Raw genomic sequence first — 17022 nt, forward strand, 5'->3', positions numbered from 1 at the left:
GGCGTCCGATGATTGAAATGACCCATCCGCGCGCCGGCAATTACGTGATGGCCGTGATGCTGGTCGCGATCGCGACCGTGCTGCAGGCGCTCGCGATCCGCTTCGGCGGCGTGAACCTGCCCTTCGTGCTGTACTACCCGCTGCTCGCGGCCGCGGCATGGGCGACGTCGTTCCTGTTCGGCGTCGCGTCGACCGTGGCCAGCGGCATACTCGTGTGGACGTTGTTCCTGTCGGATCCCGCGGCCTATACGCAGCCGCTGCCCGTTCGGCTTGTCCAGCTCGGCACGTTCATGCTGGTCGGCGTGCTGGTGTGCGCGCTCGCGGCGATGCTGCGCCACACACGGCTCACGAACGACCGTGCGCGCCGGCGCGAGGCGGCCGCGCGGCAGCAGCTCGAAGCCGTGTTGCAGGCACTGCCGCACGGTGTGATCGCGGCCGATGCGAACGGGCGGCTCACCTACCTCAACGCGGCCGCGGCCGCGCTCGTCGGCTGCCGGCCGGAAGACGCGACGGGGCGGCCCGCGCGCGACGTGCTGCGGATCGTCGACCACGCAGGCCGCCGCGTGCCGACGACCCCGCTCGAACGCGCGCTCGGCGGCGCCCATGCGACCTCCGACCGGCACTGGCTGCAGGCGGTGGGGGGCGGCGATCCGGTACCGGTCGTCGAGGTGGCGTCGCCGCTCGGCGACCTGCACGGCAACATCGACGGCGCGGTGATGATCGTGCGCGACGCCAGCGCGGACCGCGCGCGGGTCGACGCGTCGCGTCTTCAGCAAGCGGTCGTCGACGCATCGCCCGACGCGATCGTCGGTGTCGACGGCGACGGCCGCATCGTCAGCTGGAACCCGGCCGCGCAGCGGATTTTCGGCTACGACGAAGACGACGCACGCGGCCGTTTGCTCGATTCCCTGGTCGCGATGCGCTGGCTGCGGCGCAGCCCGCTCGCCGAATCGTTCGACGGCCTGAGCGACGCGCTCGGGCCCATTGAACTGCTGTGCGTCCGGCGCGACGGCCGGCGGTTTCGCGCGACCGTGTCGGCCCGCCCGTTGCACGGCGATGCGCGCGCGACCCTCGCGCTGTCGCTGACGCTGCACGAGACCGGGGCGCGACGCCGGAATGATCTGCGCGCGACGCGGTCGCTGCAGGGGGCGCGCGACCAGGCCGATACGTCGAACCGCTTGAAGGACGAGTTGCTGGCCACGGTGTCGCACGAACTGCGCACGCCGCTGAACGTGATCTACGGTTGGGTCGAGGTATTGCGCAATTCGGTCGACCACGCGCTGCAGCGTCAGGCGATCGATGCGATCGACCGCAGCGCGCGCTCGCTCACGCGGATGGTCGGCGACATTCTCGACGCGTCGTCGCTCGCGACCGGCAAGCTGCGGCTCGATGCGGCGCCGGTCGACCTCGCGCGGCTGTTCTCCGACTCGGTCGGCACGTTCCAGACGGCCGCGTCGTCGGCCGGCGTCATGCTCGAATTCGCTTGCGGGTCCAGCACGTTCATCGTGTCCGGCGACGCCGAACGGCTGCGGCAGATGCTGTCGAACCTCGTGTCGAACGCGCTGAAGTTCACGCCGGGCGGCGGCAGCGTGCATGTCGGGCTGGTGCGCAACGGCACGCAGGCGGTGTTGACCGTGGCCGATACGGGGCAGGGGGTCGCGCCCGAGTTCGTGCCGTACGTCTTCGACATGTTCCGTCGCGCGGACGATTCGCCCGCGTCGTCGCGGCGCGGGCTCGGCCTGGGGCTGTCGATCGTGCGGCATATCGCGGAGCTGCACGGCGGCACCGTGACGGCCGAAAGCGCGGGCCGCAATCTCGGCGCGACGTTCACGGTGAGGCTGCCGGCCGGCTGGCAGCCGGCCGGCGCGATGGCGTGGGGGCTCGCGCAGGCGGCCGACCGTCAGGCGCCGCTCGGGCTCGCCACGCAGCGGATCCTGATCGTCGACGACGATGCGACGACGCGCGCGAGCCTGACGGCCGCGCTGACGACGTTCGGCGCGGCCGTCACGGTCGCGTCGTCGGGCCGCGAAGCGCTCGCGATGGCTGCCGGCCTGCAGCCCACCGTCGTGCTGTCCGATCTCGCGATGCCGGACGGAGACGGCTTCTGGCTGCTCGACGCGCTGAGGCGCGGGGCCGGCAATGTCGACGGCGACGGCAACGGCGACACGCGAAACCTGCGCGTGCTCGCCGTCACCGCGCACGCGGGACTGGCGGATGAGCGCCGCGCCCTCGAGGCCGGCTTCGACGGCTATCTGTGCAAGCCGGTCGACGTGCGCGAACTGGCGCAGAAGATCATGCTCGTGACGAAGCGCGACGACTGACGGCCGGCGCGCGCCGGGCGCGCCGGCGTCGTCACTGCGCCGGTGCCGGGCGGCGCGGCATATCGGCCTGCGCGAGCAGGTGCGACGCGATCTGCGTGCTGCGCACGAGATCGCCCGGTTGGTGAAGCGCGGCCTGCCGATGAATGAAGTACCGGACGGTACGCGCGAGCCCGGTGGCGAGCGGCGTGGTCGCGCGCCAGTCGAGGCGCCGCTGCGCGGCTTCGAGGTTCGGCCGTCGCTGGCGCGGATCGTCGGACGGCAACGGCCGGAACTCGATCGCGACCGTCGCGCCGACGATCCGCACGACCTCGCGCGCGATGTCGAGCATCGCGATTTCGGCATCGCTGCCGAGATTGACCGGCTCGCTTGCGTCGCCCGGCTCATTCATCAGCCGGATCAGCGCATCGACCATGTCGTCCACGTAACAGAACGAGCGCGTCTGCTTGCCGTCACCGTAGACGGTCAGCGGCGCGTCGGCGAGCGCCTGCGTGATGAAGTTCGACACGACGCGGCCGTCGGCCGGATGCATGCGCGGGCCGTACGTGTTGAAGATGCGCGCGATCCGCACGTCGACGCCGTACTGGCGGTGATAGTCCATGAACAGCGTTTCCGCGCAGCGCTTGCCTTCGTCGTAGCAGGCGCGCAGGCCGACCGGGTTCACGCGGCCGCAGTATTGCTCGTGCTGCGGGTGGACGTCGGGGTCGCCGTACACCTCGCTCGTGGACGCCTGCAGGATGCGCGCCTTCACGCGCTTCGCGAGGCCGAGCAGGTTGATCGCGCCGTGCACGCTCGTCTTGGTCGTCTGGACGGGGTCGCGCTGGTAGTGGACGGGCGATGCGGGGCACGCGAGGTTGTAGATCTCGTCGACCTCGACATAGAGCGGAAACGTCACGTCGTGCCGCATCAGCTCAAAGGTCGGCGCGTCGAGCAGATGCGCGATGTTGTCCTTCGCGCCGGTGTAGAAATTGTCGACGCACAGCACGTCGTGGCCGTCCGTCACGAGGCGTTCGCACAGGTGCGAGCCGAGGAAGCCGGCGCCGCCGGCGACGAGCACGCGTTTGCGATCATGGCCCTTCATCATGCGTTCTCCTTGCGATGGGCGAGCGCGCCCGATGTGATCGACACGGGTGTGCGGTGACCGGTGCCGGCCGACGCGCCGGCGCTGCGCGCTCGGGCGACGTCGCGATAGATGTCGACGAGCCGGTCGGCCACGCCTTGCCAGGTATAGAACCGGTGCGCACGCAGGTAGCCGGCGCGTCCCAGCGCCGCGCACAGATCGGGTTGCGCGCGCAGCTCGACGAGCCGCGCGGCCAGCGCGGCGGGATCGCGCGGCGGCACGAGATAGCCGGTCTTGCCGTCTTCCACCGTCGTGCGGATGCCACCGACGCGGCTGCCGATCACCGGCGTCGCGCAGGCCATGGCCTCGACCGGCGTGATGCCGAACGGCTCGTACCACGGGGTCGTGACGAACACGTCGGCCGCGCTGTAGTACAGGTGCAGGGTGTCGCGGTCGCGCCGGCCGACGAAGGTCACGCGATTGGCGATCCCGAGGTCGTGCGCGAGCCCGGCGAGGCGGGCGAGTTCCGGGTCGCGGGCCGGGTCGGGCGTGGCCTGGCTGCCGCCGACGATATAAAGGTGGGTCGGCCGGCGCGGGTCGCGCGGCATGCGGGCCAGCGCGTCGATCACCGTGTCGATGCCTTTGCGCGGCACGAGGCGGCCGAGCTGCAGCACGACGAACGCATCCTGCGGCCAGCCTAGCTGCGCGCGCGCGTCGATGCGCGGCGTCGGCCTGAGTTCCCGCACGTCGAAGCCGCACGGCACGATCTCGATGCGCGCGGCGTCGGCGCGATAGTGCGTCGTCAGGTCGAGCGCATCCTGCGGGCATTCGGCGATCACGCGGTCCGAGCGACGTGCGAGCGTGTCCTCGATCGCGAAGCGCGCATCGGGGAAGCCGTCGGCGTCGCCCTGATGCAGCCGGCGCACGCGGCCGAGCGCATGGAAGGTCGTGACGAGCGGGATGCCGAGCTGTCGCTTCACGCGCAATGCCGCGTCGCCCGACATGAAGAAGTTCGCATGCATCACGTCGACCGGGTCGGGCTCGCGTCGCATGCGCGCGACCATGCTGTCCGCAAACGCGACCATGTACGGCAGCAGCCGCTCCTTGGGCACGTCGGTCGGTGGCCCGGCCGGTACGTGGATCACACGCATGTGCGGGCCGATCGGCACGACTTCCGGCAGGTGCGGATTGTCGCAACGCGTATACACGTCGACGTCGAGGCCGCGCTCGGCCAGTTGCTTCGCGACGTTCGCGACGTAGATGTTCTGCCCGCCGGCATCGACGCCGCCGATCACCCCCAGCGGCGATGCGTGCTCACTGATCAACGCGATTCTTTGCATGGTGTTGCTCCCGGTGTCGGGGCCGCGGGGATGGGCCGCCGTTGCCGGGGGTTCGGCAAGCGGCGTACCCGGTGCGTTGCCCGTGGCGACCCCCGTCGGGATACCGAAAAAATTACAACGGGTTGGATGAAAGGGCGTCTGATCGGGCGAACCCGCGGCAGCACCGCACCGGCACCGCACCGGCACCGAGGCACGCGACTTGCGCTGTCCCGCTCACCCGCCGGCTATCCCGGCTCGACGAAAGGAGGTCACGATGAAGGCATTCCCGCTGCAAGTCCGTTCCTTGAGGATCCGTCGTCGCAACGCGATGCGCGCCGGCATGGCGATCGCGATCGCCGCCACCACGACGTGCGCGGTGATCGCGCCGAATGCGTTCGCCGCCGGCGACGACAGTGCCGCGTCCACGTCGACGTCGACGACGTCGTCGTCGCATACGACCACCGGCACGAAAATTCGCGACGCCACGATCACGACCAAGGCGAAGGCCGAGCTGGTCGGAACGAGCGGGCTGTCGTCCGGCGACATCCACGTGAAGACGCGGCGCGGCATCGTGACGCTCACCGGCAGCGTGCCCGACGAGCAGCAGCGCACGCAGGCCATCGGCGTCGTGAAGCAGGTCGACGGCGTGCAGGACGTGCGCGATCAGTTGACGATCCGGGCCAAGTGACCGCGGCCGCGCCGCACAAGGAGTCCAGCCATGAACTGCATGCTCAAACCGGTCGGCGAGCAGACGATCGTGATCACCGGCGCGACGAGCGGCATCGGTCTCGTCACCGCGCGCAAGGCCGCGCGCCGCGGCGCGAAGCTGGTGCTGTTCGCGCGGAACGAAGCCGCGCTCAATACGCTGTGCGAGGAACTGCGCCAGCATGGCGATCTCGCGGTGGCGGTCGCGGGCGACGTGGGCAATCTCGAGGATCTGCAGCGCGCGGCCGCCAAGGCCGTCGAGACCTACGGCGGCTTCGATACGTGGATCAACAACGCCGGCGTGTCGATCTTCGGCCCGGCTTCCGCGGTGCCGCTCGACGACCAGCGCAAGCTGTTCGACACCAACTACTGGGGCGTCGTGCACGGCTCGCTCGTGGCGGCCGACCACTTCCGGCGCAAGAACGACTTTCACGGCGGCGCGATCATCAACATGGGCAGCGAGGCGTCCGACGCGCCGGTGCCGTTGCAGAGCGCGTATGTGGCCTCCAAGCATGCGGTGAAGGGCTTTACCGATTCGCTGCGGCTCGAGATGGAGGGGGACCACCTGCCGGTGTCCGTGACGTTGATCAAGCCGGCCGCGATCGACACGATGTTCGTGATGCACGCGAAAAACTACATGAACGTCGAGGCGAAGCTGCCGCCGCCGATCTACGACCCGGAACTGGTGGCCGACGCGATCCTGTTCGCGGCCGCGCATCCGCGCCGCACGCTGTTCGTGGGCGGCGCGGCGAAGTTCACGTCGGCGAGCGCGTATCACGCGCCGCGCCTGTTCGATCGCATCGCGTCGCGGCTGTTCTGGCGCAGCCAGCGCACGGATCGCCCGGCCCGGCCGCGCGACGACAACGCGCTGTACGAGCCGCGCCATGCGCTGCACGAGCGCGCAGGCATGGACGGGCCCGTGCTGCGCGGGTGCGCCTACAACACGGTGGTTCAGCGGCCGAAGGTGGCGGGGGCGCTCGCCCTCGGTGCGGCGGCGCTGGTGGTCGCCGCGCTGGCGCGTGCGCGCCGCGCGTCGACGTGATTTCGTTCATTCCCAAGGAGAGATTCATGACATCCCGACAGCATACGGGCCACGAATACAGCCACTCGCGCGCGCACGAAGGCGAGCGCACGCAGCAGGACCACGACAAGGGCGGCCATCAGGGCGGCCACGGCAAGGCGCCGAGCCCGATCGACGTGCAGAAGGCGTTGAAGGGCATGGGCTATCCGGCCAGCAAGGCGGCCGTCGTCGAGTGCGCGGAACGCTCGCATGCGGACCCCGGCGTGATCGACATGCTCCGCCGCATTCCCGATCGCGAATACGGCACGCCGGCGTCGGTGTCGAAGGAACTCGGGCGGCTGATGTGAGCGCCGCCCCGTCGCGCCGTGTGCGGCTGCACGCGGCGCCACCCCCGTCACGAGGAACACGACCATGGCGATGATCGTCGCAGGCCGCTTCACGACGTTCGACGAAGCGGAAGGTGGGGCGCGCCACCTTTACGAGCGCGCGTTCGGTTCGGACGACGTATCGATCTTCTTCCTGAATCCCGCCGGACAGCATGCGCGCTTTCCGATCGGCGGCGACGTCTATGCCGATACGGCGGCGAAGCCCGGCGGGCGCGGCGCGATGATCGGCGCGATCCGCGGGGTGCTGATCGGCCTCGTCGTGGGGCTCCTCGTCTATGCGATCGGCGTGCGCTACTGGTTCGTGCCGGCCGCCGCCGCGCTGGCCGGCGCGTATCTCGGCGCCTTCGGCGGCGCGCTGGGCCGCATGCGCGGCGAGCAGGCCGAGGGCAAGGGCACGCTCGCGCGGAGCGAAGCCGGCGTGATCCTTGCGGTGCGCGTGGCGCCCGACACCGCCAATACCGCGGAAGACGTGTTGCGCGCGACCGGGGCGTCGTCGATCGAGCGTGTCGAGGGCGACTGGCAGGACGGCGAGTGGCGCGACTTCGATCCGGTACGCCGGCCCGGCGAGCCTGCATCGAGCGACCATCCACGCTGAATTTTTTACGCCCGCTTGTAGCGTTGCGCGCGCAATGATGGCGTTGCCCGGTGCGGCACGCCGCTTGCGAGCGATTGACGACACCGTTCAGGGAGGAACGCACCCATGACTACCGCACAGACTCCGCCGCCTCAGAAGCAGGACCACCAGCCGGGCACCGAGCGCGACATGCATCCGCAGCCGCGCGACTCGGCGGCCGACTACGTCGGCAGCGGCAAGCTCGCCGGCAAGGTCGCGCTCGTGACGGGCGGCGACAGCGGGATCGGCCGCGCGGTTGCAATCGGCTTCGCGAAGGAAGGGGCCGACGTCGCGATCGTCTACCTGAAGGAGTCCGACGACGCCGCGCAGACGAAGCAGTTGATCGAGCAGGCCGGCCGGCGTTGCGAGGCAATCATGTGCGACGTCGGCGATCGCCGGCAGGCGCACGATGCAGTGGCGCGCACGGTCGAGCGGCTCGGGCGGCTCGACGTGCTCGTGAACAACGCGGGCGAACAGCATCCGCGCCCCGGCGTCGAGGACGTGACCGAGGAACAGCTCGAACGCACGTTCCGCACGAACGTGTACGGGATGTTCTTCTGTACGCAGGCGGCGCTGCCGCACATGAAGCACGGCGGACGCATCGTCAACACCGCGTCGGTGACCGCGTATCACGGCAATCCGACGCTGCCCGACTACTCGGCGACCAAGGGCGCGATCGTCGCGTTCACGCGGTCGCTGTCGGCGGAGCTGGCCGAACGCGACATCCGCGTCAACGCGGTCGCGCCGGGGCCGATCTGGACGCCGCTGATTCCGTCGACGTTCACAGCCGAGCAGGTCGCGAAGTTCGGCGCGAACGTGCCGCTCAAGCGGCCGGGGCAGCCGGACGAACTGATCGGCTGCTATGTGCTGCTCGCGTCGGAAGGCGCGAGCTACATGACCGGGCAGACGCTGCACCCGAACGGCGGCTCGATCGTCGGCGGCTGATGGCCGTCTCTCGCCAAATGCAAGGAGGAAGCCCATGAAACGATCCCACTGGACGATCGCGGCGTTCGCCGCGGCCCTGCTCGCCGCCGGCGGCCTCGCCCGCGCGCAGATGCCGAGCGAGCCGCCCGCATCGAATTCACAGGTGCCGGGCGGCGTGATCAACCCGTCGTCGGGCGCGGGCGACGCGATGATCGCGAAAGCGCCGCAGGGCGGCGACGCGGAATTCGTCGACAAGGCGGCCATCGCCGGCAAGGCCGAGGTGCAGGCGAGCCAGCTCGCGCTGCGGCAGGCGCAGTCGCCGGACGTGCGCGCGTTCGCGCAGCGCATGGTGGCCGATCACGGCAAGGCGAATGCGCGCCTGAACGAGATTGCCGCGCGCCAGGGCATGAAGCCGCAGGTCGAGCAGATCCAGGACCCCGACGTCGAGGCGCTGCGCGGCAAGCACGGTCGCGATTTCGACGCTGCGTACGTCGCGGCGGTCGGCCCGGATGCGCACCGCAAGGCCGTCGCGCTGTTCGAAGGCGAAGCGCGCAACGGGCGGGATCCGCAATTGAGGGAGTTCGCGAGCACCACGCTGCCGACGCTGCGGCATCACCTGAGCATGGCGCAGGCGCTCGAACGCAAGGTGGGCGCGCACTGACGCGCGCCCGTTCAACCCCGGGCCGCGCGTGCGGCCCGTCTTTTTGGAGAGTCAGTCATGGCCCATCGGCAACCGAAGCATGAAGGCATCCTCGAATTGCTCTGCCAGGCATACGAAACCGAGCTTGGCGGCGCGAAGATCTACGAAGCCGCGCTGCAATGCGCGACCGACGAGGATCTGCACAAGGAATGGGAGAAGTACCACCGCGAGACGCTGCATCACCAGGAGGTGCTGCGCAAGGTGTTCGACACGCTCGGCATGGATCCCGACGCGCAGACGCCCGGCCGCAGCGCGGTGGCGGCCATCGGCAAGGCGCTCGTGCATACGATCGAGCAGGCGCGGAAGCAGGCCGACCCGGCGGTCGCGCAGGTCGTCGCGGCTGAGTGCGTGGTGCTCGCCGAGACCAAGGATCACCTGAACTGGGAGCTGATCGGCTATGCGGCCGACCAGCTGTCGGGCGATGCCGCGAAGACGTTGAAGGACGCGCACGACGAGGTCGAGGCCGACGAGGATCATCACCTGTATCACACGCGGGGCTGGGCGCGCGAGATGTGGATCCAGTCGATGGGCTTCAAGGCGGTGCTGCCGCCGCCGGAAGAAGTGAAGAAGGTCGAATCGGCGGCGGATGCAGCGCGCGCCGAAAAGTCGCGCGGCAAGATGATGTAAGTGCGGCGGGCCGGGCCTGGCGGGAGGCGGTCAGCCCGGCCCGGCGCGACGAAAGCGGCGTGCGCCACGAACGGTCGATGCGCGGCTCAGGTCAGCAGGTCGACGACCATCGTCACGACCGACGCCGCCATCAGCACGACGGCGAGCCAGCCGGAGGTTTTCGACACGGTGCCGCTGCCGGGTTGCCCGGCCGCCTCGCGCCGCTGCGACAGCAGCATCACCATCACGAGCATCGGTACCGCCGCGACGCCGTTGAGCACCGCGCTCCAGTACAGCGCCTTGATCGGGTCGATCGGACTTACGCACATCGCGATGCCGACGAACACGCACAGGGCCAGCACCGCATAGAACGTGGGGGCCCGCCGCACCGGCTCGTTCAGCCCTTCGCGGAACTGCCACGCTTCCGCGCAGCCGTACGCGGCACTGCCCGCGAACGCGGGAATCGCGAGCAGCCCGCAGCCGACGATGCCGAACGCGAACACGAGAAACGCGGCTTCGCCGGCGATCGGTCGCAGCGCTTCGGCGGCTTGCGCGGTGCTGCCGATGTCGTGCCGGCCGTGCTCGAAGAACACGGCGGCGCCGATCACCATGATGCAGAACGACACCGCGTTCGTGACGACCATGCCGAACCACGTGTCGAACGTGACGCGCCGCTCGGTCTCGCTGCGCGTGTCGTGCTCCGTGGATGCGGTTTCCTCGACTTCGAGCGCGGCCTGCCACACGAACAGGTACGGGCTCAGCGTCGTGCCGAGCACGGCCACCGTCGTGGTCGCATACGCATGCGTGAATTCGATCCGGGGCAGCACGATCGCGTGCAGTACGGCGTGCCAGTCGATCTGCACGAAGCCGAGTTCGAGCACGTAGGCGATCAGCCCGAGCGTCATCCATTTCAGCCAGCGTGCATAGCGTTCGTACGACAGCATGACCTGCAGCGCGAGCGACGCGACCCCGTAGACCGGGGCATACCAGTAGCTGTGACCGCCGATCACGAGCGCGGTCGCGTCTCCCATCGCCGCGAGATCGGCGCCGACGTTGACGACGTTGACGATCGCGACCATCACGATCAGCGCCTTGGCGAGCCGGTCGGAGTAGTGCTCGCGAATGCCCGCGACGAGGCCCGCGCGGTTGCGGCGCCCGATGAACGCGGACGCGAGCTGCACGGCCACCATCATCGGCAGCGTGACGACGATGATCCACAGCATGTTGAAGCGGAACTGGCTGCCGGCCTGCGCGTAGACGGCGATGTTGCTCGGATCGGCATCGGACGCCCCCGCGAGCAGGCGCGGGCCGAGCCGCCGGTACCACGGTGTCGGGTTGCGCGGCGCGGCGCCCGCGGCCGGCTGCACGTCGTCGCCGGGTGCGCTCACGGGGTGCCTCCCCGTGCGCCGGGCCGGCCGTCGCGATCGGGGTCGCCGTCGCGGTCGGGTGCGCCGGCCAGGCGCGAGGCGGTGCGCAACGCGTCGACGAGCGTCCGGTACGCGTGCTCGCGCGAATCGGCGCCGCGCGTGCGCAGCACGTACGACGGGTGATAGGTGGCGACGACGAGCAGGCCTTGCGCCGTGCGAACCGGTGTGCGTGCGGCCTCGAGCGTCGCATCGTTGTCCTGCAGCAGCGCGCGCAGCGCGGTGCCGCCGAGCGCGACGACGACGCGCGGCCGTACCGCATCGAGCTCGCGTTCGAGCCAGTAGCGGCATGCGGCCACTTCGCGTTGCGCGGGCGTTTTATGCAGCCGCCGCTTGCCGCGCGGCTCCCATTTGAAGTGCTTGACCGCGTTCGTCAGGTAGCAGTGCGCGCGCTCGATCCCGGCTTCGTCGAGTGCGCGGTCCAGCATGCGCCCGGCCGCGCCGACGAACGGCAATCCCTTGCGGTCTTCCTGGTCGCCCGGCTGCTCGCCGACCAGCATGATCGTCGCGTCGACGGGGCCGGCCCCGGGCACCGGCTGCGTCGCATGCTCCCACAGCGCGCAGCGGCGGCATGCGCCGAGTGTCGCCGGGGCATCGTCGGCGTCGTCGGCGGCGGGCGGCGTCTGGCGCGTCATGTGGCAATGCCCGTGCGGCCCGCGGCGCGGCACGTGGCCCACGCCAGCGGGGTGGAACGGAAACGAAAGCGCAGCGTGACGCGCATGAGGGGCTCCGGTACGACGATTCGTACCGATGCAGCAACCGCCGTTCCGCCTCGGCCGGGACGGGCGCGTGGTTTGCGTGGAGGCAGGATCAACGACAGGAGAAACGCGATGCTTCCCGATCCCGGCGACGATCCGGCCGCGGACGACGTGCTGCTGTGGCGCGCCCCCGACAGCGTGCCGCGGCGCCCGCGTCGCGTGCTGATCGTCGACGACTATCGCGACGCGGCCGATGCGCTGCGCCTGCTGCTCGAGGCGCGCGGCTTCGAATGCCGCATTGCCGTCGATCCGTTCGCCGTCTGCGCGATCGCGCGCGACTGGCAGCCGTTCGCGGTCGTGCTCGATATCGCGATGCCGGGCCTCGACGGGCTGCAGCTGGCGGCGCGGCTGCGCAACGATCCGCACACCGGCGACATGCTGCTCGTCGCGTGCAGCGGGCTCGCGTCGCGACGCGATTGCGAGGCGGCGAAGCAAGCCGGGTTCGACGCGCACTGCGCCAAACCGCTGACGCCGCACCGGCTGCTGGGCTATCTGGATGCGGCGAGCGGCCGCGCGGCGCCGGACGGGGCGGTTACACGGCGCTTGTAAAAAAGCCGCCGGGGCGGCGCGTCAACCGCCGGTGAGCGTGGCGGCGCGCCGGGCGGACCGGCCCGCGACGACGGCCAGCGCGCCGGCGAACGCGAGCAGTGCCGCGCTCATCGCGAAGGTCGCGCGGTAGCCGTGCAGGTCGAACAGCATCCCGCCGATCGTCGCGCCGAGCCCGATCGCGAGTTGCACGACCGCCACCATCAGCCCGCCGCCGGCTTCCGCATCGTGCGGCAGCGTGCGGGCGAGCCACGTCCACCAGCCGACCGGCGCGGCGGTGCCGAGCAGCCCCCATGCGCCGAGCAGGCAGGCGGTGGCCGCCGTGGAGCCGCCGAACACCAGCAGCGCCGCCGCAATCGCGGCCATCAGTGCCGGCGTGGCCACGAGTGTCCGGTAGAGCCCGCGTTCCAGCACGCCGCCGATCAGGACCGTGCCCATGAAGCCGGCGACGCCGATCACGAGCAGGAGCAGCGACAGCGTGACGGTGCCCGCGTGCGTGACGGTTTCGAGGAACGGACGCAGGTAGGTGAACAGCGTGAACTGGCCCATGAAGAACACGCTGACCGCCGCCATGCCGAGCGCGACCGGCGGCCGGGCCAGCAGCCTGAGCGCGTTGGCCGACGCGCCGCGCGGCGCGGACTGCATCGACGGCAGGCTGACGAGCTTCCAGCCGAATGCGATCGCGGCGACCGGCACGACGCAGAAGAACGCCCAGCGCCACCCGACGATTCCGCCCAGAAAGCTGCCGAGCGGGGCCGCGACGACGGTTGCCAGCGCATTGCCGCCGTTCACGATCGCCAGCGCGCGCGGCACGTGCGGCGCCGGCACGAGGCGCATCGCGGTGGCGGCCGACATCGACCAGAAGCCGCCGATCGCCACGCCGATCAGCGCGCGGCCGGCGATGAACGCCGCGTAGTTCGGCGCGAACGCGACGAGCGTGCCGGACACGATCGTCAGCAGGGTCAGCACCAGCAGCAGCGGCTTGCGATCGCGCCGGCCGGCGAGCGACGCGATGAACAGGCTCGTGACCAGCGCGAACGCGCCCGACACGGAGATGGCCTGGCCGGCCTGGCCTTCGCTGACGTGCAGGTCGCCTGCGATCGGCGTGAGCAGGCTGACCGGCATGAACTCGGAGGCGACCAGCGCGAACGCGCCGAGCGACATCGCGAGGACGGCGCCCCATGCGGCCGCACAGTCGGGTGCCGTGCCGCGATCGGGGCTGGAGACGGATGGCATGTCGGAAACCGGATCGGAAAAAAGGAAGGGGCGCGCGCGCTCAGTCGCAACGCGTCGAGGCGCCGTGCACGGCGAGTTGCGTGCGCGCGTCGTCGGCGCGCCCGGCCTGTACTCGGGCCGCGGCGGCCTGGGCGTCGTCGACCCAGCTGCGCGGGTTCATGCGCGCCGGATTGAAGCCGGCGGCCGCGTAGCGCTGCATGTCCTGGCGGACCTGCTCGCGCGTCAGGCCCGGTGCGGATTGCGCGAACGGCGAGCCGGACGCGACCAGCGCGGCGATGGCGGTAACGGCAGTGAGAAAGCGGGTAGTCATGAGGTGGGGCTCCGGGATGCGGGTAGTCCGAGCATCCGGGCGCTGCCGCGATGCATCGGGTCGATGGCTTCGCAGTCTAGTGATTCGTCGCGGATCGATTAAGTAGCACGGCGCGCTTGGACTCATGAGCCAGACTGATGAATCGCCGCCCGCGGTGCTACGATGGGCGTCCGTCCCGACCGGAGTGTTTCGACATGGCGCGCGAAAACCTGAACGACCTGCTCGTGTTTCTCGCGGTGGCCCGCGAGCGCAGCTTCACGCGCGCGGCCACGCGGCTCGGCGTGTCGCAGTCGGCGCTGAGCCATACCATTCGCGATCTCGAGGCGCGGGTCGGCGTGCGGCTGCTGACGCGCACGACGCGCAGCGTGTCGACGACCGACGCGGGCGAGGCGCTGTTCCAGGCGGTGGCCCCGCGCATCGACGAGATCACCGCGCAACTGGCCGCGCTGTCGGATTTCCGGGACAAGCCGGCCGGCGTGGTGCGCATCACCGCCACCGAGCATCCGATCGATACGATCATCTGGCCCAAACTCAGGCAGGTCCTGCCCGACTACCCGGATATCCGCATCGAGCTGTCGGTCGATTACGGGCTGTCGAACATCGTCGAGGAGCGCTACGACATCGGCGTGCGCTACGGCGACCAGGTGGCCAAGGACATGATCGCCGTGCGGATCAGCCCCGATGTCCGGATGGCGATGGTCGCGTCGCCGGCCTATCTCGACGGCCGCAAGCCGCCGAAAAAGCCGCAGGACCTGCTCGAGCACGATTGCGTCACGTTGCGGCTCGCTACCGCGAAGGGCATCTATGCGTGGGAGCTGAAGAAGGGCAGGAACGACGTGCTGGCGCGCGTGAACGGCCGGATCACCTGCAACACGCAGCCGCACATGGTGCAGGCGGCGCTCGACGGCTTCGGCATCGCGTTCGTCACCGAGGACATCGTGCTCGAGCATGTGCGCAGCGGCCGGCTGCGGATCGTGATGCCGGACTGGTGCCCGGTCTTTCCCGGCTACCACGCGTACTATCCGAGCCGCCGCCCGGCGTCGCGCGCGTTCACCGTCGTGATCGACGCGCTGCGGCATCGCGCGTAGCGCGGGTCGCCTGTCACCTGCCGCCTGTTGCCTGTCGTGTCCGGGCCGTCGTGGCGACGGCCGGCAAGAAAAACGCCCCACGCGGGCGGGGCGTTCGAAGCGGCTGCGCCGCTGAACCGGCGCAGCGTGACGGCGCGATCAGAGACGGTCGCGTGAGCGCGGATCGTTCAGTTCCTCGGTCGGGTCGGTCAGCCCGAGTTCGTCGCCGGCGCTCCAGTACGGCGTGCTGCCGTAGAACTCGTGCAGCGGCGCGGCCCATTGCGGATCGGCCATCGCCGGCCAGTGGTCCTTGTCGAACCCCGGTGCGTTGCGGATCCGCTCGGACGACACCGACAACAGGAAGCATTTGCGCTCGGTGTCGAGCGTGAGCGCGCTCCACGGGATCGCGTGCAGCTTGTCGCCGATGCCGAGGATGCCGCCGCTCGACAGTACCGCGTAGGCGACGCGGCCCGAGCGCACGTCGAGCATGATGTCCTTGATCTTGCCGACGTCGTCGCCGTCGGTCGTATAGACCTTGTTGCCTTCCAGCGTATCGGCCGCCATCACGTCGGGGCCGGGGCCGGCCGCCGTCGCGGCGCCCTTGCCGATGATGCGGGTTTGACCTTGATCGGAAGTCTGCATGGTTTCCTCCAGGCTGCATGGGGCGCGACGGTGCCCGGGGCGGGCCCTGCGGGTCGCGCGGGTGGGTCGGGACGGGGCGGGGGGCGCTCCGTCACGTCTGCTTCGGTTGCGACACGCCTTCGAGCGTGTTCGCGAGATCGTCCCGCTCGGGGCCGGCCATGCGGGTCGCGATGTCCGCGAGCGACAGCATGCCGACCAGCCGCTTGTCGTGATCGACGACCGGCAGGCGGCGCAGTTGCGCGTCCGCCATGTAGTGCTGGATCTCGTCCAGCGAATCGTCGTCGAAACACCATTCGATCGGGCCCGATGCGACTTCGTGGATGCGCGTCTCCGGCGGCTTGCCGACCGAAATCGCGCGCACCGCGAGATCCCGGTCCGTCACCATCCCGATCAGCCGGTTGTTGTCGCACACCGGCAGCGCGCCGATGTCGTAGCGCTCCATCAGTTGCGCGGCATGGCGGATCGAGTCGGTCGGTGCGATGTGCACGACGTCCTGCGACATGATTTCGTTGACGCGATGCATGAATTTCTCCTCTCGAGTTCGGTAGTGCAATGGATCGAAATGGGCCGCACAAATCAGCAAGCCGCGTGCCGGGCGCGCTCATGCGTCGCCGCGTTCGCGCTTGTCCTGCCACGGCCCGGCGTCGTGCGTGCCGGGCGGCGTGTCCGGCTCGATGCGCGTGACGCCGCCGGTCGCGGGCGGGTCGCTCGCCGGAAACGTGTCCTCGAGCTGCTTGTCGATATGACGTTCCGAATGGCCCGTCCGCGCGCGGTCGCGGTGCTTGAGCGGCGGCGACGGATCAGGTTGGCGTTCGTGTGCCGGCGCGTCGTGGCCGGTCCGGGTCGAATCCTTCATCGCAAGCCTCCGTGTCGATGCCGATGGCGTGTTTCCTCCGCAACGGCCGTGCCCGGTCTGCGCCGGGATGCGTCGCGATGCGCCGGACGCACGCGGCACGCGGCACGCGACTTGCCGCGAGGGCGATGACGATGACGCAGGCGGATGGCGCAACCGGTGCCGGCCGTGTCTACATCTACATCGAGCGGGAGGCACGATGACGATTCCGAAACGACGACCGGGCGTGCGCTACGAGGTCAACGTATGCGGCGGCGGATTCGATTCGTTGAAGAGCCATTTCAACGAATGGAAGCATGAACCGCTGATCTACCGGCCCGAGCGCCGGATGTTCGAAGGCAAGGCCGACGTGAGGCCGCTCGGCGGCGAGACGTTCGGCTCGACCGAGCCGGCGCGGTTCGCGCTGCAGCGCGCGTGCGAGCCGTCCGATTCGTATGCGCTCGCCGCGCAGGTGCGCGATGACGGCCGCGAGCTGTGGCTCGTGATGGCCGCTTTCGACGCGTAGCCGCGCCCTTGCAAGATTTGCAGCGGACG

20 protein-coding genes are annotated in these 17022 nt (G+C 70.1%); 11 read left to right on the top strand and 9 right to left on the bottom strand.

Translation table 11 applies throughout. The features are described from left to right. The first annotated feature begins 8 nt into the window (after positions 1-8). Positions 9-2321 carry an ATP-binding protein gene (locus tag CFB34_RS37445; RefSeq protein ID WP_089443831.1) on the top strand — a complete coding sequence of 771 codons (2313 nt, stop codon included), beginning with the start codon at positions 9-11 and terminating at the stop codon, positions 2319-2321. 31 nt (positions 2322-2352) lie between these two features. On the opposite strand, the gene CFB34_RS37450 is transcribed toward CFB34_RS37445, so the two are convergent. Next, positions 2353-3399: a UDP-glucuronic acid decarboxylase family protein gene (locus CFB34_RS37450; protein WP_089444023.1), complete on the bottom strand. Its 1047-nt coding sequence runs from the start codon at positions 3397-3399 to the stop codon at positions 2353-2355. Continuing rightward, on the bottom strand, positions 3399-4718 hold the full coding sequence (locus CFB34_RS37455; RefSeq protein ID WP_089443832.1) for a glycosyltransferase family 1 protein: 1320 nt from the start codon (positions 4716-4718) through the stop codon (positions 3399-3401). Before CFB34_RS37455 ends, CFB34_RS37450 begins: the two co-directional genes overlap by 1 nt. A 253-nt stretch (positions 4719-4971) precedes the next feature. Here CFB34_RS37455 and CFB34_RS37460 point away from each other — a divergent pair, with 253 nt between their 5' ends. The 7 genes from CFB34_RS37460 to CFB34_RS37490 all read left to right on the top strand — a co-directional run bounded on the left by CFB34_RS37460 (position 4972) and on the right by CFB34_RS37490 (position 9673). Beyond that, a complete protein-coding gene (locus tag CFB34_RS37460) occupies positions 4972-5385 on the top strand; it encodes a BON domain-containing protein (RefSeq protein ID WP_089443833.1) in 414 nt (137 codons plus the stop codon). A 30-nt stretch (positions 5386-5415) separates the two neighbouring features. After that, entirely contained in the window at positions 5416-6444 is a 1029-nt protein-coding gene (locus CFB34_RS37465; protein ID WP_089443834.1) for an SDR family oxidoreductase, read from the top strand. 26 nt (positions 6445-6470) lie between these two features. After that, the gene (locus CFB34_RS37470) at positions 6471-6770 is read left to right on the top strand and encodes a DUF2795 domain-containing protein (RefSeq protein ID WP_089443835.1); all 300 of its coding nucleotides are present in this window, start codon (positions 6471-6473) and stop codon (positions 6768-6770) included. A 64-nt stretch (positions 6771-6834) separates the two neighbouring features. Then, on the top strand, positions 6835-7404 hold the full coding sequence (locus tag CFB34_RS37475) for a hypothetical protein (RefSeq protein ID WP_089443836.1): 570 nt from the start codon (positions 6835-6837) through the stop codon (positions 7402-7404). Between the two features lie 105 nt (positions 7405-7509). Beyond that, positions 7510-8367 carry an SDR family oxidoreductase gene (locus CFB34_RS37480; protein WP_089443837.1) on the top strand — a complete coding sequence of 286 codons (858 nt, stop codon included), beginning with the start codon at positions 7510-7512 and terminating at the stop codon, positions 8365-8367. 34 nt (positions 8368-8401) lie between these two features. After that, positions 8402-9007: a DUF4142 domain-containing protein gene (locus tag CFB34_RS37485; protein WP_089443838.1), complete on the top strand. Its 606-nt coding sequence runs from the start codon at positions 8402-8404 to the stop codon at positions 9005-9007. Positions 9008-9064: 57 nt separating this feature from the next. Then, entirely contained in the window at positions 9065-9673 is a 609-nt protein-coding gene (locus tag CFB34_RS37490) for a DUF892 family protein (RefSeq protein ID WP_089443839.1), read from the top strand. Positions 9674-9759: 86 nt separating this feature from the next. On the opposite strand, the gene CFB34_RS37495 is transcribed toward CFB34_RS37490, so the two are convergent. Both CFB34_RS37495 and CFB34_RS37500 read right to left on the bottom strand, forming a co-directional pair. Further along, positions 9760-11040, bottom strand: coding sequence for a divalent metal cation transporter (locus CFB34_RS37495; RefSeq protein ID WP_089443840.1), 1281 nt, complete (start codon positions 11038-11040; stop codon positions 9760-9762). Further along, entirely contained in the window at positions 11037-11711 is a 675-nt protein-coding gene (locus tag CFB34_RS37500; RefSeq protein ID WP_242808779.1) for a UdgX family uracil-DNA binding protein, read from the bottom strand. The genes CFB34_RS37495 and CFB34_RS37500 overlap by 4 nt, the downstream gene beginning before the upstream one ends. A 195-nt stretch (positions 11712-11906) precedes the next feature. Between CFB34_RS37500 and CFB34_RS37505 the strand changes: the two genes are divergently transcribed. Then, positions 11907-12383, top strand: coding sequence for a response regulator (locus CFB34_RS37505; RefSeq protein ID WP_089443841.1), 477 nt, complete (start codon positions 11907-11909; stop codon positions 12381-12383). A gap of 21 nt (positions 12384-12404) precedes the next feature. Here CFB34_RS37505 and CFB34_RS37510 read toward each other — a convergent pair whose 3' ends face one another. Together CFB34_RS37510 and CFB34_RS37515 are read right to left on the bottom strand one after the other, a co-directional pair. Continuing rightward, positions 12405-13616, bottom strand: coding sequence for an MFS transporter (locus tag CFB34_RS37510; RefSeq protein WP_089443842.1), 1212 nt, complete (start codon positions 13614-13616; stop codon positions 12405-12407). Between the two features lie 40 nt (positions 13617-13656). Continuing rightward, positions 13657-13926, bottom strand: a complete 270-nt coding sequence (locus CFB34_RS37515) for a DUF4148 domain-containing protein (protein ID WP_089443843.1) — start codon at positions 13924-13926, stop codon at positions 13657-13659. Positions 13927-14120: 194 nt separating this feature from the next. Between CFB34_RS37515 and CFB34_RS37520 the strand changes: the two genes are divergently transcribed. Beyond that, entirely contained in the window at positions 14121-15014 is an 894-nt protein-coding gene (locus CFB34_RS37520) for a LysR family transcriptional regulator (RefSeq protein WP_089443844.1), read from the top strand. A 138-nt stretch (positions 15015-15152) separates the two neighbouring features. Here the strand turns inward: CFB34_RS37520 and CFB34_RS37525 are convergent, their stop codons facing one another. The 3 genes from CFB34_RS37525 to CFB34_RS37535 form a co-directional block, all read right to left on the bottom strand. Next, the gene (locus CFB34_RS37525) at positions 15153-15635 is read right to left on the bottom strand and encodes a PRC-barrel domain-containing protein (RefSeq protein WP_089443845.1); all 483 of its coding nucleotides are present in this window, start codon (positions 15633-15635) and stop codon (positions 15153-15155) included. 91 nt (positions 15636-15726) lie between these two features. Further along, a complete protein-coding gene (locus CFB34_RS37530) occupies positions 15727-16158 on the bottom strand; it encodes a CBS domain-containing protein (RefSeq protein ID WP_089443846.1) in 432 nt (143 codons plus the stop codon). A 78-nt stretch (positions 16159-16236) separates the two neighbouring features. Continuing rightward, positions 16237-16491: a hypothetical protein gene (locus tag CFB34_RS37535; protein ID WP_089443847.1), complete on the bottom strand. Its 255-nt coding sequence runs from the start codon at positions 16489-16491 to the stop codon at positions 16237-16239. 196 nt (positions 16492-16687) lie between these two features. Here CFB34_RS37535 and CFB34_RS37540 point away from each other — a divergent pair, with 196 nt between their 5' ends. Beyond that, positions 16688-16993 (top strand): hypothetical protein, encoded by a 306-nt coding sequence (locus CFB34_RS37540; RefSeq protein ID WP_089443848.1) that lies wholly within the window; start codon positions 16688-16690, stop codon positions 16991-16993. The last annotated feature ends 29 nt before the right edge of the window (positions 16994-17022 follow it).

This window comes from Burkholderia sp. HI4860 (genome assembly GCF_002223045.2).
GTDB lineage: Bacteria > Pseudomonadota > Gammaproteobacteria > Burkholderiales > Burkholderiaceae > Burkholderia.